This window comes from Limnohabitans sp. 2KL-27, assembly GCF_001269345.1.
Taxonomy (GTDB): Bacteria; Pseudomonadota; Gammaproteobacteria; order Burkholderiales; family Burkholderiaceae_C; genus Limnohabitans_A.
The window spans coordinates 522,277-548,093 of the sequence record NZ_CXOP01000001.1 but is presented as its reverse complement, the minus strand read 5'-3'; the positions used below and the strand labels follow the sequence as shown (position 1 = coordinate 548,093).

Sequence of the window (25,817 nt, the reverse complement as noted above, 5' to 3'; positions counted from 1 at the left end):
GCCAAGACAACGAGGTGGCCAGCAATGCGGCCAAGCACCAGGGCATTGTGGCCTGGGGCTTTGACGGCAATGCGACGATCACGGATGTCAAGATTGCGGGTGATTTGGGTGTCACGACAGCCACGGCGGCGGCATCACACTACGGTGTGTTGTTGCAAGGCTCGACGGCGGCTTACGCTGCGCCAATGGCTGCAGGCACGGTGGTGTTGAGCAATGTGGAGATGACTGGCGCATTTGGCAAGAGTGCGCTGGGTATCTACAACTACACCAACGTTAATGGCGTCACTGGGACGAATGTCAATGTCAGTGCAACCTTGAATGGCCCAGCGCCATGGGGCCAGGCTGTGACGATCAGTGGCATTGAGGGCTCTTATGACGCCAGCCGCCTTGGCTTGGTGTTGGGCAGCAATTACACGCAACTGGGTGTGGATACGGCACCGGCAAGCAGCAACAGCTTGACAGGTACAGCGGGTGCGGATGTGTTGTACGACGCCGTGGGCGGCAACGACACCCTGAGCGGCGGTGCAGGCGACGACACCTTGAGTGGTGGTGCTGGCAACGACACCTTGAGTGGTGGTGCAGGCAACGACGCATTGAGCGGCGGTTCGGGTGCGGACACGGTCGTGATTGTTTCTGCGACTGCGCCTACATTTGCWCGYGACRGTRCWGGCAAATTGACGATCACCAGYGMASAGGGCAMAGACACGGTGYTKGAYGGCGTGGAAGTGGTNNNGCAGCACGGTGGCCAGAAGTATGTGGTCATTGAYSAGGCCAACGGTGGCTTGACGCTGGATGCGGCGATTGCAGCTGCAGGCGCAGGCGATGTRTTGGTGGCTGGYCAGGCGGTGACGCTGACGGTGGCACAGGCGCAGGCGGTGTTGGACAAGGGCGCGAGCTTCCATCTGGATGATGCGGTCACTGTTGTTGACACGGCTGCGGCGATCTACGGCAATGCCGGGGGGCTGTTCCAAGTCGACGGCTCAACAGAGACCGGATTGAACATTGATGGTGTGTCGGTGATCAACACGGGCTTGAACGCGGGTGCTGTGACGGTGGCGAATGCTGCCGCACTGCTGGCACGCGTGGGCAACGACAGTGCGCTGACGATGACGCTAAATGTTTCGGCAGGCTCAGAGACGCTCAAAGCGGCTGCTGAGTTGGCGATGGGCACTGATGCGACGGTGACGCGTTTGGACCTGGCTGCAGGCCAGTACGACAACAACGGCCAGATCACGATCAACAAGGCCATTGAGATCGTAGGTGCCAGCGATGGCAACACGGCCAACGGCCCAGATGTGGTGATCAACAGCACGACGTCGGCAACCTTTGTGGTGCAGGGCACAGTGTCTGGCGTGTCGATCAGCGGCGTGAAGGTTGTGGGTGGAACGGAGGCGGTCTCTGTCTTCGGCCCTCAGGGTGGCACGATGGTTGACAGMTTGACGGTCACTAACAGCGAGTTTGTGGGCCAGAGCAACGGCAGCGTGATTGTKGACGTGCAAAGCGCAACGTCTGATCTGCGTGATCTGGTGATCACCAATGTGAAGATCAGCCAAGACAACGAGGTGGCCAGCAATGCGGCCAAGCACCAGGGCATTGTGGCCTGGGGCTTTGACGGCAATGCGACGATCACGGATGTCAAGATTGCGGGTGATTTGGGTGTCACGACAGCCACGGCGGCGGCATCACACTACGGTGTGTTGTTGCAAGGCTCGACGGCGGCTTACGCTGCGCCAATGGCTGCAGGCACGGTGGTGTTGAGCAATGTGGAGATGACTGGCGCATTTGGCAAGAGTGCGGTGGGCATTTACAACTACACCCACATTAACAACGTCACCGGCACTGGTGTGGATGTCAGTGCAACCCTGAATGGCCCAGCGCCATGGGGCCAGGCTGCGACGATCAGCGGCGTTGAGGGTTCTTATGACGCCAGCCGCCTTGGCTTGGTGTTGGGTGCCAATTACACGCAACTGGGCGTGGACACAGGCGCAGCAGATGCCAGCAGCCTGACCGGCACGGCAGGCGCTGACGTGTTGTACGACGTGGCGGGCGGCAACGACAGCTTGAGTGGTGGTGCGGGCGACGACACCTTGATCGGTGCTGCAGGCAACGACACCCTGAACGGTGGTGCAGGCAACGACACAGCGGTGATCAGCGGAACAGTCGCTACAGATGCGGTGTTTGCACGCCAGTCGGGCACATTGACGGTGAGCACACCGCTCACGGGCTCTGACACGCTGACTGGTGTTGAGTTTGTGGCATTGGAAGCGACCAACGGAGCGCTGATCCAGAACTTCGTGATCTTGGATGCGTTTGCCAGCACGGCAGCGGCGATTACAGCAGCGCCTAACGGCTCGGTGTTGGTCAAAGCGGGCTCACTGGATGTGAGCTTGACAGACGCTTCTGCTGCCTTGGCCAAGAACTTGACGTTCTATGGCTCGGATACGGTGGTGATCAACGCTTCGGCTGCTGCTCTGTTGGCAAAAGGTGCTGATTTGGGCTTGATGCGCACCATGGGCGTCGACAGCTTCATCACCACGGACGTGGTCAGCAAAGCAGAGTACGACAGCTTGGTGGCCTTCACAGGCGCAGCCGGTGCGCTGGTCTTCCCAGTGGTGGTCTCCATCACTGAAGATGAGTCCAATGTGGCCAGCATTGCTGGCGGTGCAGTGGTGTACACCTTCACATTTGCAACACCGGTGACCAACTTCACTGATGCTGATGTGACTGTGGTCAACGGTACGAAGGGTGCCTTGGTACCAAGCACGGTGTCAGGTGAAGAAGGCAAAGTGTTCACCATGGCGGTGACGCCAACGCCGGGCTTTGATGGCGTGATGTCGTTGACGGTGGCCAACGCAACCCAGGTTGACCAGGTTGTAGACACCTTGATCAGCACGGCAGTGGCTTTGGACCTGACCTCTGACAGTGCGGACACGACGGACAACCTGACCAATGTTGCTTTGTCGACCTTTGCTGTGACGTTCAACAACAGCCGGGCTGAAGCAGGCGACACGATCCAGGTCCTCAAGGGTGGTGCGGTGCTGGGCAGCGCGGTGCTGACGACAGAGGAGGCGGCCGCAGGCACAGTGAATGTGACCCTGACAACGGCACTAACCCCTGGCGCCAATGCGCTGGTGGCTAAGCACCTTGACGCTGCAGGCAACAATGTGACGAGCTCGGACCTGACAGTTCGATTCGATGCGACTGCAGCGACCTTGACCCTGCCCGCGCTGGCCGATAATAAGCTGACTGCCGCAGAGGCGACCAGCTACACCCAGACTTACACAGCCGTGGACGTGGGCGTGGCGGGTGTGGACAACACGGTGGCCGTCGTCAAGTCGGGCAGCACAGTGATGAGCGGTGCGACCTTGACCACCACGAATGGTCAGGTGGCTGGCAACCTCTCTGGCCTTGCCGATGGTTTGTACACCGTTGAAGTGACGACCACGGACAATGCAGGCAATCAGTCGGTGCAGACTCAGACCGTAACGGTTGACAAGACCAACCCGACGCTGAACTTGCCGGCTCTGACAGACACCGCTTTGAGCCTGGCGCAAGCCACAGGCTTTAGCCAAGCCTACACGGTCAGTGATGCCTTAGCCGGCATCGCCAGCACAACTGCTGTGGTGAAGAACGCAGCAGGTGATGTGGTGCACACCTTGGCGACCAATGGCGTGAATGCCAGCGGCAACGTGACCGGCAACTTGTCTACTTTGGCAGACGGTGCCTACACCCTGGAGCTGACCGCGACCGACGTTGCGGGCAACCAGACGGTGCAGACGCAGGCGATCACCATCGACAAGGTGGCGCCGACATTGGCTGCAGTGGGTGGCACCAACCCGAGTTGGACGGCTCAACTCAGGGACGTGGTCTCGGGTGGTGGTCAAGTGACGGGGCAGGTGATTGAGTTGCGCCTGAACCAGGCGCTCCATCTGGCCAACCATGACGACGCACTCAAGAACGCGTTCACTGTGACGTCTGCTGGCTACACCATTGGTGTGGAATCGGTAAGCCTTAACGGTGATGGAAAGTCAGTGATCCTTGCGCTGAGCCAGATGGTGACCAAGGGCTTGGGTGTGCAGCTGCGCTACACCAACCCTGGCGCCGATTCGGGCATGGTGACGGTGAACGAAGTGGCTGTCCAGGATCTGGCGGGCAACGACTTGGCCACTACGGGCACCATTACTGCTCCGCTGCGTCCGGGTAACGTTTCGAATGTGACGGAGTTGACCAGTGGTGTGACCCAGACCCGTGTGTTTGCCGAAGGCAAGCTGGGCGGCAGCGGCGACAACAGCGACGTCAACAGCTTAGTGTTCGATGCAACCCGAGAAGTGGAGTATCTGGTAGGCGGCGCTGGTAATGACACCGTGACGGTGGCTGGCACCGGGTCAGCAGCAGATTGGCTCATTGGCGCATGGCGCAGCAGCAGTGATGTGACCTTGCCTGACTTCGTGCGGTCTGCAACGTCTGTCAGCACTCCAGTGTTCAGTTTCGCGAAGGCCACTGGTGAATTTGCCATGGCTTATGTGCAGGCCGAGCAGATCAATGTGGGCAGTACGGCGTTTAGCGTGACGGGCAACGGCGTGCTCCAGATTGGTAGCACTGTGGGTCAGACGCTGAACATCGACACTGAACTCTTGGGCAGCGCCAACTCGATCGCGATCGGCAGTGGAAGGGGCGACGATGAGATCGTGGATTCGGCCGACTTCAATGGCCGTTCTGACACCGTGGTCTACAACGCTGCTGTGCTGGGTGTGACCAGTGCAATCCCAGCGAGCCATCCGTTGGCCAGCCAGGATGCTTTGCTGGCAGCGTTGGGCAATGTGGTGACCCGCAAGTCTGACAACACCTTCGAAGTGGCAGTAGCAGGCCAGACCGATACCCTGCAAGGGGTGGAGCGTCTGCGCTTTGAGACGCTGTCAGGTACTGTGGATGTGGCCTTGGTGGGAACCAATACCACCTCAGTGATGGGCAAGACCACCAACGGCTACGCGAGTTTGACTGCTGCGGCTGCCGACGCGAACAGCACAGAGGTGGTGATGGTGTTTGATTCGACGCTCTCGGCACTGCCAGCCAACAGCCTGATCGCAAAGCTCGATGGCATGTTCAGGACCAACGTCAGCAACGATGTGGAGGTCAACCTCAATGGCACCTTTGTGGCTGTGAACGGTTTGCAAGAGTTGGTGTTTGCGTCCAACGATCCGTCTCAGCCAGTGCGTGTGTGGGTGGTGGGTGCCGATGGCTTTGGCTCGATCGACCAAGCCATGGCCTTGGCCAGCAGCGGCGATGTGATCTACATTGCCGACAACGCCATCACCTCGCCCACCACTTATGTGGTGCAAAAGGAAGGCATGGTGTTCATGGGCAACAGCAGCACCATCGGTGGTGCGGACCGTGGCGCCAATTTGCTGACGCTGGAGTTGGGCTATGTGGATCTGGCACCAGGGCAAAACATGCCGGCAGGTCAGGACGCACAGGTTAATAGCATCGTGCTGCTCGGCAATGCGGACATGAAGGTGGTGGGCAACGCCCTGGCCAACGTGATTGTCGGCAACCGGGGTGACAACACCATTTTGGCGGGTGACGGCGACGACGTGGTCAGCACCGGCGGTGGCGACGACAGGATCTTTGGCGAGGCTGGCAATGACTTGCTTGTGGCCGATAAGGGTCTGAATGGTGAGACGGCTTTGCTCAGCGGCGGTGCCGGCAACGACTTGCTGGTGGCTGCAACGACAGGTCACACAAGCGGCGTGGCTGCTACGGTGGTTATGACGGGCGGCACCGGTGGTGACACCTTCAAGGTGGGTTCTCTGGACGCAGGCAACGGCAATCTTTACTTGAAGGCCGTGATCAACGACCTGAGTGCTCGTGCTGGTGATGATCTGGATTTGAGCCAAGTGCTGAAGGCTGGTCAAGCTGTTGCATTGGGCGATCTCAACAAGACCTACGCTTCTGGCAACCAGATCTTTACCTTCAATAACCAAGTGGTCAGCGACAACGGCACACCGAGTGCGGCTGTGGTTGACCTGCTGGGTACCTTGAGGGTGGAGATGACCACCGAGACCAACGTGGCTCAAGCCTTTGTGGCAGCGGTCGAAACTACGCCTCAACTACTGTCTCCCCTGACGGTGTACGGGCAGGGCGTGGCCACCGATGTGACCAATGCCATGACGTCAGCGGGCGCAGAAGTCAACAGGTTGCTGCCCTTGTTTGAGCACAACACGATCTGATCGCGTCGCGACAGGGCCAGGTTGCGCTTCAGTCCTTCACCCGCGTGCACCTCGTGCCGCGGGTGAATGGAATGGCGGCTGCCGCGTTGGTTTTCGAGCGTAGCGCCCAGGAGCCCCTGGCCATGTCACTGCCTTTGGAGTTGATGTGCCAGGTGCTTCGGGGTGTTGCCGGAGGTGATTGCGCATTCTGCTGCGATGGCTGACACAACCGTTGCCACATTTGATGTTTCTGTGCCCTGGGGTGCTAGAGCAGATGGAGCTGCAAAGTGGTGCCGAGCAAGTCCGTTTGCTGGTGCAGGTTCAAGGGGTTCGGCTGCATTTGCAACTTAAACCTGAGATGGTGCTGATGCTGGCCAAGAAACTGGGTGATAAGGCTAAGCTTAAGGCGGTCAAATCGCTCAAGACATCTAACTCAACTTTGGCTCCCAAGGCAAGGGCTGAACGGGCTTTAAAATTAAAAAATAGTCCAAAATTTCTGTTGCGGTTTGGTTTATGGTAAATTAATTTGGCAGTGCATTTGGCTTCCTCCCGTCTAGTTTCTAAAAAAACTAGTCGGCTTTGAGTCTTTATAACAACCTTTGCTCCATCAAATCTCTAAACTTGTCATGCACTCATCTGAATTACAGAACCGGCCTAGTTTGCACCTAGTTGTTCAGCTATATAAAGCTCGGAATCCTGATCTTTTTAAGAGAATGTGTGAGTGTATAAAACATAATTTGCAGCATGATTTTATTGGTAGGATTACGATCATTGTTGAGGGTGTTGAGATAAATAATCAGCATTCAAAAATAAATATTATCCGCACAGATAAGCGCTCTACCTATAAGGATATACTAAAAATCGCCTTCGGTAAGGATAGGCATTTATTTTCTCACGTGGCGGTCTCCAATACAGATATTTTCCTTGATGATACTCTGGATGCCCTCTTGTATAAAGTATCATCCAAATCAACGGTCGCCGCAATTTCCCGGCACGAAATTGATGGAAAGCTTCATCCCAATCCGAAGGTTTCTCAAGATTTTTGGCTATTTTTTAATCATCAGCCTAGTCAGCAATTTCTTGCAGCATGTGATTATCAACTCGGTATTGCGGGATGCGAACATTTGTTTGCTATGGCTCTTTATGCACATGGATATTATGTTTATAACCCTTGCATGGATTGTGTCATCCTTCACAATGATGATAATCCAAGAACTAGTTTCAATGAGAGGTATAATGGAGCTTATTTATTCCTTCCCCCATGCAGGATAGAGGATGTAGAGGTTTCAAATCCTCGTTATGAAACGTCGATTGCTCGTAGAGATTTTTCAGAAGCGCTGGACAAGCAGGTCCTACCTTCTTCCCCATTGAAACTTCATTTATGCTGTGGCGATAAGCGACTACCCGGTTTCATCGGCGTGGACATCCGCGCTGAGGTTTCTCCAGATATAATTGCGTCGGTTGAGGATCTGAGTATTTTTTCTACTGCGTCAGCTTCTGAAATTTATTTTTGTCACGGCCCTGAACACCTTTCGCACAAACAGATTGGAAGTTGCTTGTGCGAAATCAAACGGATATTGATACCTGGTGGTACTCTACGTCTCGCTATGCCTGATTTTGATAGGTTAGTAAATTTGTACGTAGACAAGATTGTTTCTTTTCAAGATATACATCCTGCTCTTTACGGGGGTCAAGAATATGCGGAGAATGTTCATTTCTCTGGTCATAATATGCAATCAATCTCGCAGTTGCTGACTAAATCTGGATTTGTTCAAATCGAACGATACGATGCTAAGGATTTTCTGCCTGTCAATTATTTCGACTGGTCACTTCATCGACTCAAAGGAGTGGGGACGAGTCTAAATGTTAAATGTATTGCTCCAGTGTAAATTTACTTGAGTGGGAGAGAGTGTGAATATTTTAAAATAATATAATTTTTTGGGGTGTCATTTAAGTTAATTTAATGGTTATTTTTTGAAAATTTAGTCATATTCACGGCCGTATCCCTGTTTTTTAGTTTAAGAAATGCCGACGAGACTGTGTTTCAGGGGGCCAACTCAAGGAAATACTTTTATGCTACTTTGGCACGTAGGATCCGGAAGCTAGCGCAGAAAGGATGATGCCCAGTGCTCTTGCATCTTCATTAACATACATCTCTTCGATAGTTTGTAGTGTCTTCTGAAAAGAGTTTGGATCAGCGCCAACCCAGACCATCTGTCGAAATGTATTCCAGAGGAGGTCCGCCGTAGAGACGTTCACATCTTGAATTTGAGACTGGTTTGCATAGGCGTTCACGGACGTCGGGAAGGGGAAGAGTACACAGGCTCTCAGACGTCGTTCATAAATGAGCTTTCGAATCGCCATGTCATAGGGCATCGACTCCAAGACAGGTTCTCTCAGCCATTCCACCAATTTGCTGGCGATCCCTGGATTCACTACATAGGCGGTGGCTCCTGCAAACGGGAGGGTCGCTAAGTCGATCACCCTAAGAGATCTTTCAGCTAAAGACTTTTTGAGCTTGAACAACGTCACCATGCCGTCGGCGTTTGGGACGATCACATCGGTAAAAATGAGATCCCAAGAGTCTGCTTCTTTAGAGTTCAGGAAACCATCAATAATCTCGAAAGAGTGAGAGGTGAGCAGTGCGTCGTCTTCAAGAACCAGTAAGGGGACGTCGCGGCCGGCATAGAGATCGATCACGGCTCTATGGCTCAGGTAGCAACCCTCTTCGGCGGGGGATAGCGTACGGCCAGCGCCGGTATGGCGAAGGCGCGGTCCTTTGTAGTTGGTGTCGGAGACTCTAACTGCAGGTTGTCTAAGCAAAGTCCAACCCGACTTGCCGGTATCATCAAAAGACTTTTCGATCGCTTCCCTTCGTTCAATGGCTGAAGCCAGGTTGATGTAAACCGCTTTCACCTTTTACACCTTACCCGCCTTGATGCGGTCTATGTACCTGCCAATGACAGGCAGTTGGCCGACGTGGAAAATTTCTTGGTCGATCACTGCATAAATTGTCCCGTTGCACTCTTCGACCCATCGCTTGCAAAAGGAGTAGTCTTCGCCGATGTACTGCCCGTCAACGATAAGGTGCTCAAAGAAGCCATGGTATGTACCGTGCTTGTGCCACTGGTTGTATGGGAAGTGGCATCCGTAGGGCTTGGTGGCACCGGACGTAACCATTTTATTCAGCGCTGCGACGCTGATCAGAAGAAGACCGGTCCCGAGACTGCCGACCTCGCAAATGCCATTATTGACCTCTAGTTTTTTCTGGCCAGGTCGCAGGCGAACAGCATAGGGCACTACTTCGGAGATGGCCGCTCGGAATGTCTTGGGCCCGGACGGGATTTCCTCGTGAAGGGGTATGCTGCGATAGGGATATGCACAGCCGATAACGTCTTTGTCGGCTTCAATCATTTTCTGAACTGCAGATACGGGGAACCCCATGTCGGTGTCCACGAAGAGCAGGTGTGTGTAGCCCTCATCCATCATGGCTTTGCTGGCCATCACGCTGCGCATCACATGCAGCAGCGTCGATGACTCGGTCAACAATTCCCACTTGATATTGGCGTTCTCAAAGTAATTGGTTATCGCCATGATCGATTTCATGTATTCGACACGTACTAAACCATCGTAGCTGGGCGAGGCGATCAGAATCTTCATGCGCTGTCTCTGTCGGTGTATCGGGTCTTGATGGTCACCTGGCCCACATGCTCGATGGGGTGGTCTACGCTGGCAAATATTTGGCCGTTGCATTGCTTGACCCAGCGGTGACAGAAGGAGAAGTCTTCTGAGAGTTCGCGGTCCTCCAGTTCTATCTTGTTGAAAGGCGTGATGAAAGAGTTCATTCGGTTGGCGAAGCCAAACTTTTTAAAACGCTTTTGATCCACGATTTCAGGACATTTGCTCACCATCGTGTCGATACAACTCCGGGAAATCAGCATAACGCCAGTGCCACATTGCTCTACCTGCACGAAGGGCAGCCCGCTCACTTTGACGCCCACTTTGGGGAGGTTCCCGATGAATTCACATGATCGGGCGTAGGCATTGGCGAAGGCTATATCGGGCTGGGCGTGTAGGCGGCTCAAGTCGATTGCACGCTTGGGGTAAAGCGCGCCGACCAAATCCTTGTCAACAGCCAGCATGGCTTCGATCAGGGCTGGTTCGAAGCCCATGTCGTCGTCCCAAAAGAGGATGTGGGTGCAGTCGGGCTTGTTGAAATAAAAATTAGAGATCAGATAGTTACGCGCTACCACGATGTCCGCATAGTCAATGTACGAAAAGGCAAATTTGACCTTGTGCAGACCTTGATGGGTGAGGAGCTTATAAAGGGACGTTACATAAGCCCCAGAGTATTGGGAGCCATACGAGGGAGTGGCGATATCCACTTTGGCCGCAACAGCCTTCTTTGATCTGATGGCCAACTGCCCAGATATGGTTTGGCTTGGAAGGTGCTTTGTCATTGTTTACCTGTAAAAACTAGGAGCGGCTAAGTGGCCACAGTATTTGATGATGTCTGCCCCTGAAGGCTAGGTAGTCGAGCGATCCAGTGGGCTAGTCGCTGTGCCTGCGCGTTGCGGCCCACCGCATGGACATCTTGTCCCACATGAAGATTACCGGGGGGAGAGGGTAGCGGCCAGGGCTGAGCCCCGGGCGGCGAAAACAGACGGTCGTGTACCTTTGCGCTTTGGCGCAGGCAGGGCCAAAGGATGTCTCGTAAGAACCACTGGTCCACATTAGGCGTCTCAAGATGAGGGGGCTTATAGTTTTCCAGAAGAGACGAGATTTGTGGAAGTGTCCCTGCCACGCCGCCCCACATGCCTGCAAGCACCAGGTCAGTGTGTGTCCACCAGTCCCGCATAACGTGAAACAGTGCCCCGGATTCGATCCAGTCCTGGACTGCAGCGCTTTCCCGTTCGTTGACAACCGAGTCAACGTCTCGCACCAAAAACCGCCCTGCATCGCTGTCATTGGCAACCATGAAGCGCCATGCCAGCTTTTGGCGCTGACTTTGTCCATTAGGCTGCAGCCTAATTTCTGCCCCGAGTTCCTCAAGTGCGTGCCGCAGATCTGGCGGTACGCTTTCATCAACGAAGAACACCGCCTGCCAACCGGGGTAGACCAGGGGCATAGCCAGAGCGTTGTCGAGGGCGCCCAGCAGATAACGGGGGTTGGTACCCCAGAGGCTAAAGGCAACCAACCGGCGCCTTTTATCGGCCTGTTCAAGCACGGTTACCAAGTTGGTGGGCGCCTGCCATTGCGGCGCTTGAGGGCGCGGTTGCTGGTCTTTCAGCACAAGAGCTTGCGTCCCAGCCTGAATGGCCTCATCGTCGCGCCCTAAAGCATGTAGGCAAGATGTCATGCTGTCCCAAACCACGACAGAACCTGATTCCATCGTGCGAAGGCGTTCCAGGTGGGGTATGGCTTGCGCTGGCTTGCCAGAGCGGGAGAGGCATACCGCTAAATTAAGCAATAACTCGGTGTCGTCCGGGTAGAAGGGACATGTAACTTCAAGAAAAGCTGCTGCAGCAGCCGGGTTGCCCATCAAAAAAGCGTAATACGAAAGCTGCTTAACTAGCGCTGGCGGTTTTTGCGGCCCGTGCCTGTTGATGTCTGCAAGCACCGTTTCCACGGCGGCTTTTTGGCTGCCTTGACCCCAGAGCGTGTGAGCTGATGTGTTCCATCCCGTTGGTGAGGCTGACGTGCTCATAATTGTTAAATTTGTTACTTAATTATAGTCCAGCACTGCATTTGACAATGTTGTTAGTCGATGCGAATCGCTGTTTGCTTCTTCACTGCATCCCTGGGCACAGGTTGTAAATGGGCAGGGTGGCTGCAGGCGCTCCATCGAAGTACATTGATGCTGCACCAATTTACAAAGATAAAATTGACGCTTAGTTGATTTTGTGGTTAAATTCGGAAATTACCTAGGTAATGGCCGAATTATGAGGTTTCAACCTGAAATTTCTATAAAATCATGAAAGTTGGCAAGGGTGCTGATTTGAACTCTCCAGATTCCATTCTTTCCAAGATGATGCAGCAGACCGCTGAGGTTCCGTCCGCGGTGGAAGACGCGCCGGACTACTTTTTGCCCTGTCTGCTGGCGGTGTTGGCGCACTTGGACAAGCCGATGTCCGAGGCGGCCTTGCGGGCCAGGGTTTCCGACCCGGACGCGGGGTGGACTTGGGACCTGGTGGGCGACACCTTGCAGAGCTTGGGCTTGTCGGTGCAGTGGGCGCCTTGCACCTTGGATTTGCTGACGCAAGCGGTCCAGCCGGTGTTGGTGAAGCTCCATTCGGGGGGGTGTGCGGCTTTGTTGCCTTCGCACGAGTGGGATGAGCCCATGGTGATGTGGCCCGCTCGCAGTGGCGCTTTGGAGCGTTGTGATTTGGCAGCGCTGATGTCGGCGAGTGCCGGCTTGTGCATGTCTGTGCAACCGCCTCTCAGGCCCCCAAAAGATCAGGCGCATTTGCCAAAAGGGCGCATGGGGCATTGGTTTTTTGGGCCTTTGTTGGCGGCGCGGTCGATGTACTGGCAGGTGGCTTTGGCGGCGCTTTTGACGAACGTGTTTGCCCTGTCAGCCTCGATTTTTTCGATGATCGTCTATGACCGGGTGATGCCCAACAACGCGATGGACACGCTGACCGCTTTGGTGGTGGGGGTGTGTTTTGTGTTGTTCAGTGATTTTGTGATCCGGACTGTGCGGGGCTACTTTTTGGATGTGGCGGGTGCCAGAGCCGACGCGGTCATTGCCGACAGTTTGTTTGAGCAGGTGTTGGACATCGATTTGGCTGCACGCAAGGGGTCGGTGGGTGCCATGGCCAGCGTGCTCAAAGAGTATGAGTCGATTCGGGATTTTTTGACATCGGCTACCCTGACCACCTTGATCGACATCCCGTTCGCCATATTGTTTTTGGTGGTGATTGCGATGGTGGGCGGGCCTTTGTTTTGGGTGTTGGTGATCATCATCCCTGTGATGATTGGTGCCAGTTTGGTGGTGCAGCCTGCGCTCAAGCGTTTGGTGCAGACGAGTTTTGAGGATGATCAAAACAAACATGGTGTCTTGGTGGAGACCTTGAACGGTTTGGAGACTGTGAAGGCCATTGGTGCCGGTGCACAGATGCGCCACCGTTGGCAAAAGGCGATTGCGCACCAAGCGCAGATTGGCCTGAGAACACGCATGCTGTCGCAGTTTGCCGGCAACGTGGCGACTATTAGCTCGCAAGCCGCCACCATTGCCATCGTGTCGTATGGCGTTGTGTTGGCTCATGATGGCAGCATCGGGACCGGGGCGATTGTGGCGTGTTCGATGCTGGCGGGTAAGGCGATTGCGCCGCTGTCGCAGTTGGCGCAGTTGGTGACCCGGATCAACCAGTCGTTTTCGAGCTACAAGGCGCTCAAAGAGTTGATGGAGTCGCCGCGCGAGCACCCGCCTCAAACCACGTTCATTCCACGCGAGAAGATTGCGGGCGACATCGAGTTTCGAAACGTGAGTTTTCAATACCCCGGCCAGCAGTCGGGGGGCTTGGACAAGGTTTCTTTCACCATCAAAGCGGGTGAAAAAGTGGCGATTTTGGGGCGTGTGGGGTCGGGCAAGACCACGGTGTCCAAATTGATGCAGGGCCTGCGGGTGCCGACCGAGGGGGCTGTGTTGGTGGATGGTTGTGACCTGAGGCAGTTTGACAAGGCGGATTTGCGCCGAAACATCGGGACTGTTTTGCAGGATGTGTGGCTGATCTCGGGCACGGTGGGCAGCAACATTGCCTTGGGAGGTTTGCGTCCGAGCAATGAGGATGTGTTGTGGGCGTCTCAAATTGCCGGAGTGCACGATTTCATTGCCCCTCACCCCGATGGCTATAACCTGAAGTTGGCCGAGCGCGGCGAGGGTTTATCGGGCGGGCAGCGTCAAGCGGTGAGCATTGCCCGTGCGTTGGTGGGCAAGCCGCCTATTTTGATCATGGATGAGCCGACCAGTTCGATGGACATGAATGCAGAAAAAGCGCTGATCGATCGGCTCAAGAGCCATTTGACCGCTTCGACTTTGGTGGTGATCACGCACAAGTCTTCGTTGCTCGATTTGGTGGACAGGGTGATTGTGGTGGACCAAGGCAAGGTGGTGGCCGATGGCCCCAAATCTTTGGTGCTGGGCCCTGCGGCGGCAAAGGGGGCTACACCATGAGCTGGTTAGACAAGCTGGCTACTTTGCGGGGCAATGCAGGTCAAAAGCAGCTGAGTGTGGCCGAGGCCGGTCAATTGGGCGAGGTGAAGAAGGCGTCGACATATTTGCTGTATGTGATTGCTTCTATCACCTTGGGGTTGATGGTTTGGGCTTATTTTGCCAGCGTAGAGACGGTGGCCCGCAGTCAGGGAAGGGTGATCACCTCCGGCAAAATTCAGTTGATTCAGAACTTGGAGGGGGGCATTGTGTCGGCCATCCATGTCAAGGCTGGCCAAAGGGTGTCCGAGGGAACTTTGCTGGTGTCTTTGAGTGAAACGCAGTTTGACTCGGACCTCCAATCGCGCTTGCAGCAAGCCAATGCCTTGGCCGCGCGACTTGCACGACTGAACGCAGAAAGCGAGGGTAATCTGCCCGTTTTTGACGCGCAGTTGTTGAAGTCCGGCAAGGAGTTTGTGGATCTGGAGCGCAATGCTTTCGAAACCCGCGCTGGTCAATTGAAGTCGCAGTTGGAAATGTTGCAGGCGCAAATTGACCAAAAGACCCAGGAGCTTCAAGAAAACCGCATTGCCTTGGTCACGGCCAGCAAGATGCTGGAGCTGGGGCGCGAAGAAAGGGACATATTGTCCAGACTGGTCGCCAGGGGACTGGAGCCCAAACTGGAGTTGGTCCGCCTGGAGAGAACGCTGGCCGATGCCGAAGGGCGTGAAGAAACGGCGCGATCGGCCATCAAGCGCTTGCAGTCTGCCGTGAGCGAGACGTTGGCAAGAAAAGACAGCGCGGTGCGGCAGTTTCGGTCGGATGCGCGTGCTGAGTCCAACAAAACCTTGGCCGAGTACCGTTCGCTGAAAGAAGTGTTGCCCAGCTTGCAGGACAAGAAAGGCCGAACCGAAATGCGCTCACCCGTCTCGGGCATTGTCAACCGGGTCATGGTCAACACCGTCGGCGGTGTGGTCAAGCCCGGTGAGCCGATTGTTGAGGTGGTGCCTGTGGATGAGCAACTGGTGCTGGAGGCCAATGTGTTGCCCAGCGACATTGGTTTTGTCAAAGTGGGGCAATTGGCGAACGTGAAGCTCACGGCGTACGATTATTCGATTTTTGGTTCGCTGGTGGGCAAGGTGGTCCATATTGCGCCCGATTCCGTCTCGAATGAAAAAGGTGAAAGTTTTTATGTGGCCAGGATCGAGACTTCTTCGAGCATGGAAGTGCGGGGCAACAAATTTGAGGTGATGCCTGGCATGCAGGCACAGGTGGACATCATCACGGGCCACAGAACGATTTGGGAGTACTTGTCAAAGCCTTTGGTGGCGGTCAAGGAAAATGCGTTCAGGGAGCGCTGAACCATGAAATCAATGACTTCAGCCTGGATGGCTGGTGCTATTTCTCTGTACGCCATCGGTGTTTGCGCTCAGAGTCAGCCGCCGCTCGTTCAATTGCCGCAAGAGGTGAACTCTTTGGTCATGAGCTTGGGCGAGTCTCAAATTGCTTTTATGCAGCCTTACATGTCAGAGGCTCGGCGCACTTGGGGTGAGGCGCAGCTGGAAGTTTTTCGTGGAACGATTGTGGATGCGGCACTCCAGCACCCTGATGTCAAAGCAGTTCGCTCAGCACGCAGGGCCAACCAGTTTGCGGTCAGGGAGTCGCGGGCTGGATGGTATCCACAGGTTTCCACCCAACTGAGCAATGGCAAGGTCAACAATGACCCCAGCACCATAACTGGGACTCCGGCACGGGCCTACAACAACGCCAGCTTCAATGTGACCGTTCGGCAGCTGGTTTACGATTTTGGCGCCACCAACAGCCAGATCGATGCCGCCAATGCCAAAGACCAACAAAGCCTGTACCGGCAATTTTCATCCGAGTCCGATGTGGCTTTCAAGGCGGTGCAGGCTTATCACGAACTGGTGAGGACGCTCAGGCAATTTGAACTGGCCAAAAAAAATGAGGACGCGCGCAGATCCATCCTCAATTTGGTTCAGCAAAGGCAGGATATTGGTGGGGGCACACTCAGCGATGTGGTGAGGGCGCAATCCAGATTGGCCGAGGCCAGCGCCAATGTGACCACCTACCGGAAAAATCTGGGTTCTGTGCAGGCAGCTTACCGCGAGTATTTTGGCAACGACATTGCGGCTGTCCGTTTTGACAGTCCGGTGTTTGACATCAATGCGGCGGGTGATTTGATGTCGGACTTGGGCTTGGCAGGCCAGTTGGGTTGGAAGGTGAGACTCGCTCAGGCTTCACTGGCTGTGGCCCAAGCCGATGCCAAAAATGCACGCGCCAAGTCATTTGCAAGTATCAACCTGGAGATGAGTTCAACCCGACGCGATTGGGTTGCTCCTGGCACACCTGGCACGGACAGGGCCATATCCTTGGTTGCCAAGCAGGCTTTGTATACCGGCGGTGCTGACTCTGCGCGGATTGATCAGGCAGTTCAGAAACTGATGCAGTCACAAGAGGAGTTGCAAGCGGCAGAGTTGGAGTACAAGCGGCAAATTGAGCAACTGATCCTGGAGACTCAATCTGCAGAGCCCTTGCTGATATCTCGTCGCCTGGCCGCCAGCCTTGCTGCGGATTCGCTGCGCATGATTCGTGAGCAGTATGCGTATAGACGCGGAACGCTACTGGATTTGTTGACCGCACAAGAGACGCTGTATTTTTCAGGCAGAGACTTGATCGATGCAGAGGTTGATAAAGCACTGGCCTCCTACAAACTGCTCGCTTCCGCTGCTTTGCTCAACCAGTTTTTGGGATTGGCGGCTGAGTGATCGCACCCAGAGGGTGTTTGCGTCTTGGATGAGGTGTGTGGGCCCTTATTTGTTGGCTGGCTCCGGCCTTGCAATGATCGAGACAATGCCAGGGTTCACTTTTTCATAGATCTGATATGGCCGCAGCAAGTTGTGTATTTCAAGTGGTTTGATGTGCACGGTGGCCGCTGTGCCTTCCAGAAATCCCAAAATATGCGACGACCTCAACGCAAAACCCACGTTGACCGTCCACTCTTGCGTGCGGTCCAAGACACGCTGAGTGTTGAGTTTGCGTTGGACCATGCCGATGACGGTCCCGTCCGGCCCCAGCAAGGGCCCCCCAGAGTTGCCTTGTGAAATTTCGGCACTGATCTGAAAGTATCCCCTGTCCTCAGTTTGTTGTTTCTGATTGGGATAGCCGTTGATGATGCCCTGCGTTATTTTGGGGGTCAGCCCCTGAATTCTTGGTTGTGGAAAACCAATCACTGTGATTTCAAGCCCCATTGGAATTTGGCCGGACTTGGCCAGGCTCAGTCCGGGGAGTTCGAGTGTGGTCTTGATGAGGGCCAGATCCAGCACAGCATCAGTCTTGATGACTTCGGAACTGATCCATTTGCCCGTCAGGGTCGAGCCCACCAAAACTTTAGGCAGATTCTTCACAACATGTTGTGCGGTCAAAACAAAGCCGTTGCCAATGGAAAACCCGGTGCCAAATGACACTTGCGCGCGCTCGCTGTCGATGCTGGGCGCTGTTGGGTGAATGGGCGCTGACGGTGGGCCTGTTTGCGCTGTTGCCGTAAGGCACAGACTCCAGACCAGACCCATTAAAAGACGTTGGGTCCGCGCATGGGCCCGCCGTGACACTGTGCCAAGAAAGGGCAATGCGGCGTGCATCGATGTATTGCAGGTCGATTTTTCAAATGCGTTCATGGCACTTGCAGGATCAGAGCGCGTTGAACACAAGATCACATGTTGCGCCGGTACTGACCGCCCACCTCAAACAGGGCATTGGTGATCTGCCCCAATGAGCAGACACGCACCGCGTCCATCAGCACCTCGAACACATTGCCGTTGTCGATGACGGTTTGCTGCAGGCGTTTGAGCATGGCGGGCGATTCGGCAGCGTGCAAGGCGTGGAAGTCGTTCAGGCGCTTGAGCTGCGACTGCTTTTCTTCCTCGGTCGATCGGGCCAGTTCCAGCGTCTCCATGACTTCGTCACCCTTGGGGTTGCGGAAGGTGTTGACGCCGATGATGGGCAGCTCGCCGGTGTGCTTGAGCATCTCGTAGTGCATGGACTCGTCTTGGATCTTGCCGCGCTGGTAGCCGGTTTCCATGGCCCCCAACACACCGCCGCGCTCGGCAATTTTTTCAAACTCGGCCAGCACGGCTTCTTCCAGCAATTCGGTTAATTCGTCGATGATGAACGCGCCTTGGCTCGGGTTCTCGTTCTTGGCCAAGCCCCACTCGCGGTTGATGATCAGCTGAATCGCCATGGCGCGGCGCACCGAGTCTGCGGTGGGCGTGGTGATGGCTTCGTCAAACGCGTTGGTGTGCAAGCTGTTGCAGTTGTCGTAGATCGCGATCAAGGCTTGCAGCGTGGTGCGGATGTCGTTGAACTGGATCTCTTGCGCGTGCAGCGAGCGGCCCGAAGTCTGGATGTGGTACTTGAGTTTTTGGCTGCGCTCATTCGCACCGTATTTTTCTTTCATGGCCACGGCCCAGATGCGGCGCGCCACACGGCCCATGACGGTGTACTCGGGGTCCATGCCGTTGCTGAAGAAAAAGCTCAGATTGGGCGCGAAGTCGTCGATGTGCATGCCACGCGCGAGATACGCTTCCACAAAGGTGAAGCCGTTGCTCAGCGTGAAGGCCAGTTGGCTGATCGGGTTGGCGCCGGCTTCGGCGATGTGGTAACCCGAGATGGACACCGAGTAGAAGTTGCGCACGTCGTGGTGCACAAAATACTGCGCGATGTCGCCCATCACTTTGAGCGAAAACTCGGTCGAGAAGATGCAGGTGTTCTGGCCTTGGTCTTCTTTCAGGATGTCGGCCTGCACCGTGCCGCGCACATTGGCCAGCACCCATTCACGGATCTTGGCGGCTTCGGTTTCGGTGGGCTCGCGGCCGTTGTCGGCCTTGAACTTGTCGAGGTTCTGGTCGATGGCCGTGTTCATGAACATGGCCAGGATCGAGGGCGCGGGGCCGTTGATCGTCATCGACACGCTGGTGGTGGGGTTGCACAGGTCAAAGCCCGAGTACAGCACCTTCATGTCGTCGAGCGTGGCCACGTTCACACCGGAGTTGCCGATCTTGCCGTAGATGTCCGGACGCAGGTCGGGATCGTTGCCGTACAGCGTGACCGAGTCGAATGCGGTGGACAGGCGCTTGGCCGGCAGGCCTTCGCTCACCAGTTTGAACCGGCGGTTGGTGCGGAAGGGGTCGCCTTCACCGGCGAACATGCGGGTGGGGTCTTCGCCCTCGCGCTTGAAGGCAAAGGTGCCTGCGGTGTAGGGGTAGCTGCCGGGCACGTTGTCCAGCATCAACCACTTGAGCACTTCGCCGTCGTCTTCGTATTGGGGCAGTGCCACCTTGCGGATGGTGGTGCCAGACAGCGACTTGGTGGTGAGCGCGGTGCGGATTTCCTTGTCGCGGATCTTCACCACGTACTCGTCGCCCGCATAGGCTTTTTGCATGTCGGGCCACTGGGCCAACAGTTTGCGGGCGTGGGGGTCTTGGGTTTCTTCCCGCGCCACGGCCAGGTCCATCGCCGCTTCGGCGGCCTTGGCGCGACCGGATTTGCCCACTTCAAGCATGCGGGCGGCGGCGCGCAGTTGCTGGATTTCGCGGGCCAGGCGCGACTGGTCAATGGCACGTTTTTTGTAGCCGCGCACGGTGTCGCTGATTTCAGCCAAATAGCGCGTACGTGCTGAAGGCACCACGGGGTTCTGGTGGGTGCTGTAGCGCACGCTGACCACAGGCAAACGGCCTTCGGTGGTTTTCATGCCCAGCTCGGCCAAACGGGCCTTGAGGGCTTGGTACAGCGCTGTCACGCCATCGTCGTTGAAGCGCGCGGCCATGGTGCCGAACACCGGCATCTGCTCGGTGGGGATGGTCCAAGCTTCTTTGTTGCGCTGAACTTGCTTGGCCACGTCACGCAGGGCGTCACTGGCCCCTTTGCGGTCGAACTTGTTGATGGCCACAAACTCGGCAAAGTCCAGCATGTCGATTTTCTCGAGCTGGCTGGCCGCGCCAAACTCGGGCGTCATCACGTACATGGGCACATCCACATGCGGCACGATGGCCGCGTCGCCCTGGCCAATGCCCGAGGTCTCGACCACGATCACATCAAAGCCTGCCACCTTGCACGCAGCCACCACGTCGGGCAGGGCGGCTGAGATTTCACTGCCAAAGTCCCGCGTGGCCAGCGAGCGCATGAACACGCGCGGGCCTTGCGACCAGGGGCTGATCGCGTTCATGCGGATGCGGTCGCCCAACAAGGCGCCACCGCTTTTGCGGCGCGAGGGGTCGATGGAAATCACGGCCACACGCAGGGCGTCGCCCTGGTCCAGACGCAGGCGGCGAATCAGTTCATCGGTGAGCGAGGACTTGCCTGCACCGCCGGTGCCCGTGATGCCCAGCACGGGGACTTTCTTTTGCGCGGCTTGTTCCCGCACCGCCTTGACCACGCCGGCGTCCGCCTTGTCGTTTTCCAAGGCGGTGATCAGTTGAGCCAAGGCCCGCCAGTTCATCTCCCCGTGGCCCTGAATGGCGTCCACGGTCTTGGGGGCCAAGGGGCTCACGTCCTGGTCGCAGCGCATGACCATCTCGCCGATCATCCCGGCCAGGCCCATTTTTTGGCCGTCTTCGGGGCTGAAAATGCGCACGCCTTTGTCGGCCAAGGCGCGGATCTCGGCCGGCACGATCACACCGCCGCCGCCGCCAAAGACCTGGATGTGCTCGCCGCCCCGGGCTTTGAGCAGGTCCACCATGTAACTGAAATACTCGTTGTGCCCACCCTGGTAAGAGCTGATGGCAATGCCTTGCGCGTCCTCTTGCAGGGCGGCGGTGACGACTTCGTCCACCGAACGGTTGTGGCCGAGGTGGATCACTTCGGCGCCCATGCTCTGCAAGATGCGGCGCATGATGTTGATGGCCGCATCGTGGCCATCAAACAGTGAAGCGGCGGTGACAAATCGCACTTTGTGCGTCGGGCGGTATTCGGCCAGGGCTTTGAATTCGGCGGACAGGTCGGTCATGGGGTCTCCGTTAGCGGGCGGATCGCAGGGTTGGATGGGGGATGGCTTTGACGTTGACGTAAACGTCAACCAAAACCCGCATCTTAGCCGCTGCGGCCTGTCCTGTCACTGACACCTTGTTGGGCTTGCAAAAAGCTATGATTCCACCCCGATCAGGGACCCGCTCCGAGTCCCTTGCACAGACAGAATGCCCCCATGACTGCACCCTCGACCCCTTTGGCTCAAGACGTTCAACCCGCCGCCGGTTATGCAGGCGATGTGTCCCCCCAACTGGCCTGGGCCTGGGTGCAATCGGGTGAGGCCGAGCTGGTGGATGTGCGCACCGATGCCGAGCGCGCCTGGGTGGGTTTTGTGCCCGGAGCCCATGCCTTGGCTTGGAAACAGTGGCCCGGCATGGCAATGAACCCCGGTTTTGACGCGGGTGTCCAGGCCTTGGGTGCGGGTGGCAAAAAGCTGGTGCTGCTCTGCCGCAGTGGTGTGCGATCGATTGCCGCTGCCCAGCGTGCCTCAGAACTGGGCCTGCAGGCCTACAACATCCTCGAAGGCTTTGAGGGGGACCCCGACGAGCAGGCGCACCGTGGCCACAAGGGCGGATGGCGCTTTCGCGGCCTGCCTTGGCAGCAAAACTGACCCTCGGGGACTGCCCTGTGCCCTGTGTGACTTCGCGTCACAGGTGGCGACCTATAGACTGGAGCCATGAATTCTGCTGTTCACAAGCTCCTGGAGCGCATCGAGGCCAAGCGTGACGAGGTGACTGCCCTCACGCAAGCGCTGGTGCGCATCCCGACCGTCAACCCGCCAGGCGATGCCTACGAGGCCTGCGCGCATTTCATCGGCGAACGCCTGGCTAAAAAAGGCTTTGCGGTCGAATACGTGCGTGCCATTGGCGCCCCTGGCGACAGCGACAGCCACCCCCGCACCAATGTGGTGGCCCGCTGGCAAGGTGGCTCGACGGGCGAGTGCGTGCATTTCAACAGCCACATCGACGTGGTCGAGGCCGGTTCGGGCTGGACTTACGAGCCCTTTGGCGGCCAAGTGGTCAACGGCCGGGTGTATGGCCGTGGTTCCTGTGACATGAAGGGCGGCCTGGCGTCGAGCATCATCGCTTGTGAAGCCTTGATCGAGTCGGGCTTGCCCATTCCGGGCGCTTTGGAGATCAGCGGTACGGTGGATGAAGAGTCCGGCGGTTTTGCCGGCGTGGGTTATCTGGCCGAGCGTGGCTACTTCAGCAAGCCCCGGGTGCACCACGTGATCATCCCCGAGCCTTTGGGGGTGGACCGCATCTGCCTGGGCCACCGGGGCGTGTGGTGGGGCGAGGTGGAAACCCGGGGCCGCATCGCGCATGGCTCTATGCCGTTTCTGGGCGACAGCGCCATCAACCACATGAGTGCCTTCATCCATTTGCTGGAGTCCCAGTTGCAGCCACGCCTGCAAGCCCGAAAAACGGCCGAGCCGGTGGAGCCGCCTGGCGCCAGGGTGAGCACGCTCAACATCAACAGCATCCATGGCGGCCAGGTCGAGCAGCACTATGCCAACGACGAACGCGGCTGGCCCACGGCGCAAACGCCTGCGCCGGTGGTGGCGCACAGTTGTCGCACGGTGCTCGACCGGCGCTTCATTGCCGAAGAAAACCTGGAAGCCGTCAAGCAAGAAATCATCGACATGCTCGACGAACTCAAGCGCACCCGGCCGGGCTTTGACTACGGCATCCGCGACATCATGAGTTTTGTGCCGACCGCCACGCCCAAAGACGCGCCGGTGGTCGACGCCACAGCCCGCGCCATTGCCCGCGTGCTGGGGCGTGAACCGAGCTACATTGCCAGTCCCGGCACCTACGACCAAAAGCACATTGTGCGCACGGGCAAACTGCAAGACTGCATCGCTTACGGCCCCGGCATTCTGGATTTGGCACACCAGCCAGACGAGTACGTGGGCATCCAGGAGTTGGTGGATTCGGCCAAGATCATGGCGCTCGCTTCGCTGGACCTCACAGGCTGGAGCCGGATGGGCCAAGCCTGAGGTGAACGGGGCATGAGATCAGCGCTGTCATGCCCACGCCTGCGGGTATCTTGCGTGGGCCCTGTATTCAAATCCCCGGTGGCCGCTGGCTGAGCATGTCCTGGTTCGCCATCTCGTAGGCGTGGGCCAGCTTCAGCAGCGCCAAATCCCCTTGGGGTTGGCCGATCAGGGCAAGGCCCATGGGCAGGCCGTTGGCGCCAAAACCGGCTGGCACGCTGATCGAGGGCAAGCCTGCCAAGGTGGCGTAGATCACCACCTCCATCCAGCGGTGGTAAGTGTCCATGGGGCGCCCCGCCACGCTGGACGGCCAGCGCAGGCCCACATCAAAGGGCCAGACCTGTGACACCGGGATGGCCAGCACGTCGAATTGTTCAAACAAAGCCAACATGCTCAGGTAAAAGCGCGTGCGGCTGGCGCTGGCGGCCATCAGTTGCGCGCCTGTCAGGTTCAGGGAGTGGTCATGCTCCCACAGCGCTTCGGGCTTGATGTGGGCACGGTTGGCCGGGTTGACCAAGAAAGGCGCGATGCGTGGTCCCATCAAAGCCTGCCGCCAAACCAGCCAGGCCTGCCAGATCTGTTCGGGCGCCATGCCCAAACGGGCTTCGTCGACCGTGCAACCCATGGCCCCAAAGCTGTTCAAGGCCGTCTGACAGATGTCGAGAATGCCGCCCTCCATGGGCAAGTAGCCTTGCAGGTCGCCCAGCCAGCCGATGCGCTGGCCTTGGGGATTGCTGTCCAGTGCGCCAGCAAACTGTGCTGGGTCATCGCTCAGACTGAGTGGGTTACCGGGGTTTGCGCCGGCTTGCACCGACAGCAGCATGGCCATATCACGCACATGGCGGCCCATGGGGCCTTCTGTGCCCAGCTGAGCCATGAACACATCTTGTGCAGGTGACATGGGCACACGGCCGTGGGAGGGGCGCATGCCAAACACATGGTTCCAACCAGCCGGGTTGCGCAAGCTGCCCATGAAGTCCGAACCATCGGCCACGGGCAGCAGGCGCTGGGCCAGCGCCACGGCTGCGCCGCCACTGCTGCCTCCGGCCGATTTGGCCGGGTTCCAGGCGTTGCGGGTGGGGCCAAAGACCTCGTTGAAGGTGTGTGAGCCCAAGCCAAACTCGGGCGTGTTGGTCTTGCCAATGACGATGGCCCCTGCGGCTTTCATGCGTCGGGCCATCAGACCGTCCTCACTGGCTACAAAGTCTTTCATCAGCGGGCTGCCCAAAGTGGTGCGCAGGCCCTGGACATGGGCCAAATCCTTGATGGCTTGGGGCATGCCATGCATCCAGCCCATGGACTCGCCCCGGGCCAGTTGCGCATCGCGCTCGCGCGCTTGTGTCATCAAACTTTCGGGATCTTGCAGGCTGACGATGGCGTTGGACTGAGGGTTCAACCGCTCGATGCGCGCCAGGGTGGCCTGCATGACCTCTTGACAGGAGACCTGTCTGAGGTGGATGGCACGGGACAAACTCGTTGCAGATGTTTCGGGGGTGAACATATCAGGGCGCTTTGGATGCTGGCTCTGATTATGATGTGCCGGCCCTCTCGGGCCTTGGAGCGCAAGCGGCGAATCGCCAAGCGCAAAACAGCCCCTGAAACTCATTATCATCACCGGATGACATTTTTAGCCATTGATGTGGGCAACACGCGCCTGAAATGGGCCTTGTATGACCAACCGAGCCCCCAGGGCCAACTGCTCGCCCACGGTGCCGAATTCCTCGAAAACATTGATCGCCTGTCAGAGGGTGCCTGGGCGCAGCTGACCAAGCCCGACCAGATGCTTGGCTGTGTGGTGGCCGGAGACGCGATCAAGCGCCGGGTTCAAGAGCAAATGGAAATTTGGGATTTTGTCCCGCAGTGGGTGGTACCCAGTCCCCAAGAGGCGGGGCTGACCAATGGCTACGACCACCCCTCGCGTTTGGGTGCTGACCGTTGGGTTGCCATGATCGGTGCGCGTCACCGCATGCTGGGCGCTGGCCCCTCACGTCCTTTGGTGGTGGTCATGGTGGGCACGGCCGTGACGGTGGAGGCCATCGATGCCAGCGGCCGTTTTTTGGGCGGTTTGATCTTGCCCGGCCACGGCATCATGCTGCGGGCGCTCGAATCCGGTACGGCCGGTTTGCATGTGCCCACGGGTGAGGTGACGCCCTTTCCCACCAACACCAGCGATGCCCTGACCAGCGGCGGCACCTACGCGATTGCAGGCGCTTGCGAGCGCATGGTGCAGCACCTGCGTGAGCGCACCGGGCAAGAGCCCCTGTGCATCATGACCGGTGGCGCCGGCTGGAAGATGGCCCCCAGCATGTCTTTGCAGTTCGAGCTGGTGGACAACCTGATCTTTGACGGCCTGCTGGCCCTGGCCGCTCAGCGGTTTGGTTGAAGGTCCTGATCGGTTCGGCAGACCCCGCACGCCCCCCAT

The 25,817-nt window shown here is 57.2% G+C and carries 16 protein-coding genes; 9 read left to right on the top strand and 7 right to left on the bottom strand.

What is annotated here, in order from left to right; all coding sequences use genetic code 11:
• Nucleotides 1-14 precede the first annotated feature (14 nt).
• The 3 genes from LHAB_RS02695 to LHAB_RS14595 all read left to right on the top strand — a co-directional run bounded on the left by LHAB_RS02695 (nucleotide 15) and on the right by LHAB_RS14595 (nucleotide 8,095).
• On the top strand, nucleotides 15-6,227 hold the full coding sequence (locus LHAB_RS02695; RefSeq protein WP_304438209.1) for an Ig-like domain-containing protein: 6,213 nt from the start codon (nucleotides 15-17) through the stop codon (nucleotides 6,225-6,227).
• 178 nt (nucleotides 6,228-6,405) lie between these two features.
• Nucleotides 6,406-6,726 (top strand): hypothetical protein, encoded by a 321-nt coding sequence (locus tag LHAB_RS02690; RefSeq protein ID WP_194943056.1) that lies wholly within the window; start codon nucleotides 6,406-6,408, stop codon nucleotides 6,724-6,726.
• A 106-nt stretch (nucleotides 6,727-6,832) separates the two neighbouring features.
• A complete protein-coding gene (locus tag LHAB_RS14595; RefSeq protein ID WP_194943055.1) occupies nucleotides 6,833-8,095 on the top strand; it encodes a class I SAM-dependent methyltransferase in 1,263 nt (420 codons plus the stop codon).
• A gap of 187 nt (nucleotides 8,096-8,282) precedes the next feature.
• Here LHAB_RS14595 and LHAB_RS02680 read toward each other — a convergent pair whose 3' ends face one another.
• Genes LHAB_RS02680 through LHAB_RS02665 form a run of 4 tightly spaced genes read right to left on the bottom strand, consistent with a single transcriptional unit; the run spans nucleotide 8,283 to nucleotide 11,913 of the window.
• Nucleotides 8,283-9,122 (bottom strand): glycosyltransferase family 25 protein, encoded by an 840-nt coding sequence (locus LHAB_RS02680; RefSeq protein WP_090043807.1) that lies wholly within the window; start codon nucleotides 9,120-9,122, stop codon nucleotides 8,283-8,285.
• A 3-nt stretch (nucleotides 9,123-9,125) separates the two neighbouring features.
• Complete coding sequence (locus LHAB_RS02675) at nucleotides 9,126-9,866, bottom strand: hypothetical protein (RefSeq protein WP_090043806.1); 741 nt, start codon at nucleotides 9,864-9,866, stop codon at nucleotides 9,126-9,128.
• On the bottom strand, nucleotides 9,863-10,666 hold the full coding sequence (locus tag LHAB_RS02670) for a hypothetical protein (protein WP_090043805.1): 804 nt from the start codon (nucleotides 10,664-10,666) through the stop codon (nucleotides 9,863-9,865). The genes LHAB_RS02675 and LHAB_RS02670 overlap by 4 nt, the downstream gene beginning before the upstream one ends.
• 26 nt (nucleotides 10,667-10,692) lie before the next feature.
• On the bottom strand, nucleotides 10,693-11,913 hold the full coding sequence (locus LHAB_RS02665; RefSeq protein ID WP_090043804.1) for a tetratricopeptide repeat protein: 1,221 nt from the start codon (nucleotides 11,911-11,913) through the stop codon (nucleotides 10,693-10,695).
• Between the two features lie 321 nt (nucleotides 11,914-12,234).
• On the opposite strand from LHAB_RS02665, the gene LHAB_RS02660 reads away from it, so the two are divergent.
• The 3 genes from LHAB_RS02660 to LHAB_RS02650 are packed head-to-tail and all read left to right on the top strand — an operon-like array spanning nucleotide 12,235 to nucleotide 17,144.
• Nucleotides 12,235-14,382, top strand: coding sequence for a type I secretion system permease/ATPase (locus LHAB_RS02660; protein WP_228763321.1), 2,148 nt, complete (start codon nucleotides 12,235-12,237; stop codon nucleotides 14,380-14,382).
• On the top strand, nucleotides 14,379-15,719 hold the full coding sequence (locus tag LHAB_RS02655; protein ID WP_090043802.1) for an HlyD family type I secretion periplasmic adaptor subunit: 1,341 nt from the start codon (nucleotides 14,379-14,381) through the stop codon (nucleotides 15,717-15,719). The genes LHAB_RS02660 and LHAB_RS02655 overlap by 4 nt, the downstream gene beginning before the upstream one ends.
• Before the next feature lie 3 nt (nucleotides 15,720-15,722).
• On the top strand, nucleotides 15,723-17,144 hold the full coding sequence (locus tag LHAB_RS02650; RefSeq protein ID WP_090043801.1) for a TolC family protein: 1,422 nt from the start codon (nucleotides 15,723-15,725) through the stop codon (nucleotides 17,142-17,144).
• A 45-nt stretch (nucleotides 17,145-17,189) separates the two neighbouring features.
• Here LHAB_RS02650 and LHAB_RS02645 read toward each other — a convergent pair whose 3' ends face one another.
• Both LHAB_RS02645 and icmF read right to left on the bottom strand, forming a co-directional pair.
• Nucleotides 17,190-18,053 carry a S1 family peptidase gene (locus LHAB_RS02645; protein ID WP_090043800.1) on the bottom strand — a complete coding sequence of 288 codons (864 nt, stop codon included), beginning with the start codon at nucleotides 18,051-18,053 and terminating at the stop codon, nucleotides 17,190-17,192.
• 35 nt (nucleotides 18,054-18,088) lie between these two features.
• Nucleotides 18,089-21,379: a fused isobutyryl-CoA mutase/GTPase IcmF gene (icmF, locus tag LHAB_RS02640; RefSeq protein WP_090043799.1), complete on the bottom strand. Its 3,291-nt coding sequence runs from the start codon at nucleotides 21,377-21,379 to the stop codon at nucleotides 18,089-18,091.
• Nucleotides 21,380-21,574: 195 nt separating this feature from the next.
• On the opposite strand from icmF, the gene LHAB_RS02635 reads away from it, so the two are divergent.
• Both LHAB_RS02635 and LHAB_RS02630 read left to right on the top strand, forming a co-directional pair.
• Nucleotides 21,575-22,009, top strand: a complete 435-nt coding sequence (locus tag LHAB_RS02635; protein WP_090043798.1) for a rhodanese-like domain-containing protein — start codon at nucleotides 21,575-21,577, stop codon at nucleotides 22,007-22,009.
• Nucleotides 22,010-22,075: 66 nt separating this feature from the next.
• Nucleotides 22,076-23,398 carry an acetylornithine deacetylase/succinyl-diaminopimelate desuccinylase family protein gene (locus tag LHAB_RS02630; protein WP_090043797.1) on the top strand — a complete coding sequence of 441 codons (1,323 nt, stop codon included), beginning with the start codon at nucleotides 22,076-22,078 and terminating at the stop codon, nucleotides 23,396-23,398.
• Nucleotides 23,399-23,465: 67 nt separating this feature from the next.
• On the opposite strand, the gene LHAB_RS02625 is transcribed toward LHAB_RS02630, so the two are convergent.
• Entirely contained in the window at nucleotides 23,466-24,896 is a 1,431-nt protein-coding gene (locus tag LHAB_RS02625) for an amidase (protein WP_090043796.1), read from the bottom strand.
• 117 nt (nucleotides 24,897-25,013) lie between these two features.
• Between LHAB_RS02625 and LHAB_RS02620 the strand changes: the two genes are divergently transcribed.
• The gene (locus LHAB_RS02620) at nucleotides 25,014-25,778 is read left to right on the top strand and encodes a type III pantothenate kinase (RefSeq protein ID WP_090043795.1); all 765 of its coding nucleotides are present in this window, start codon (nucleotides 25,014-25,016) and stop codon (nucleotides 25,776-25,778) included.
• The last annotated feature ends 39 nt before the right edge of the window (nucleotides 25,779-25,817 follow it).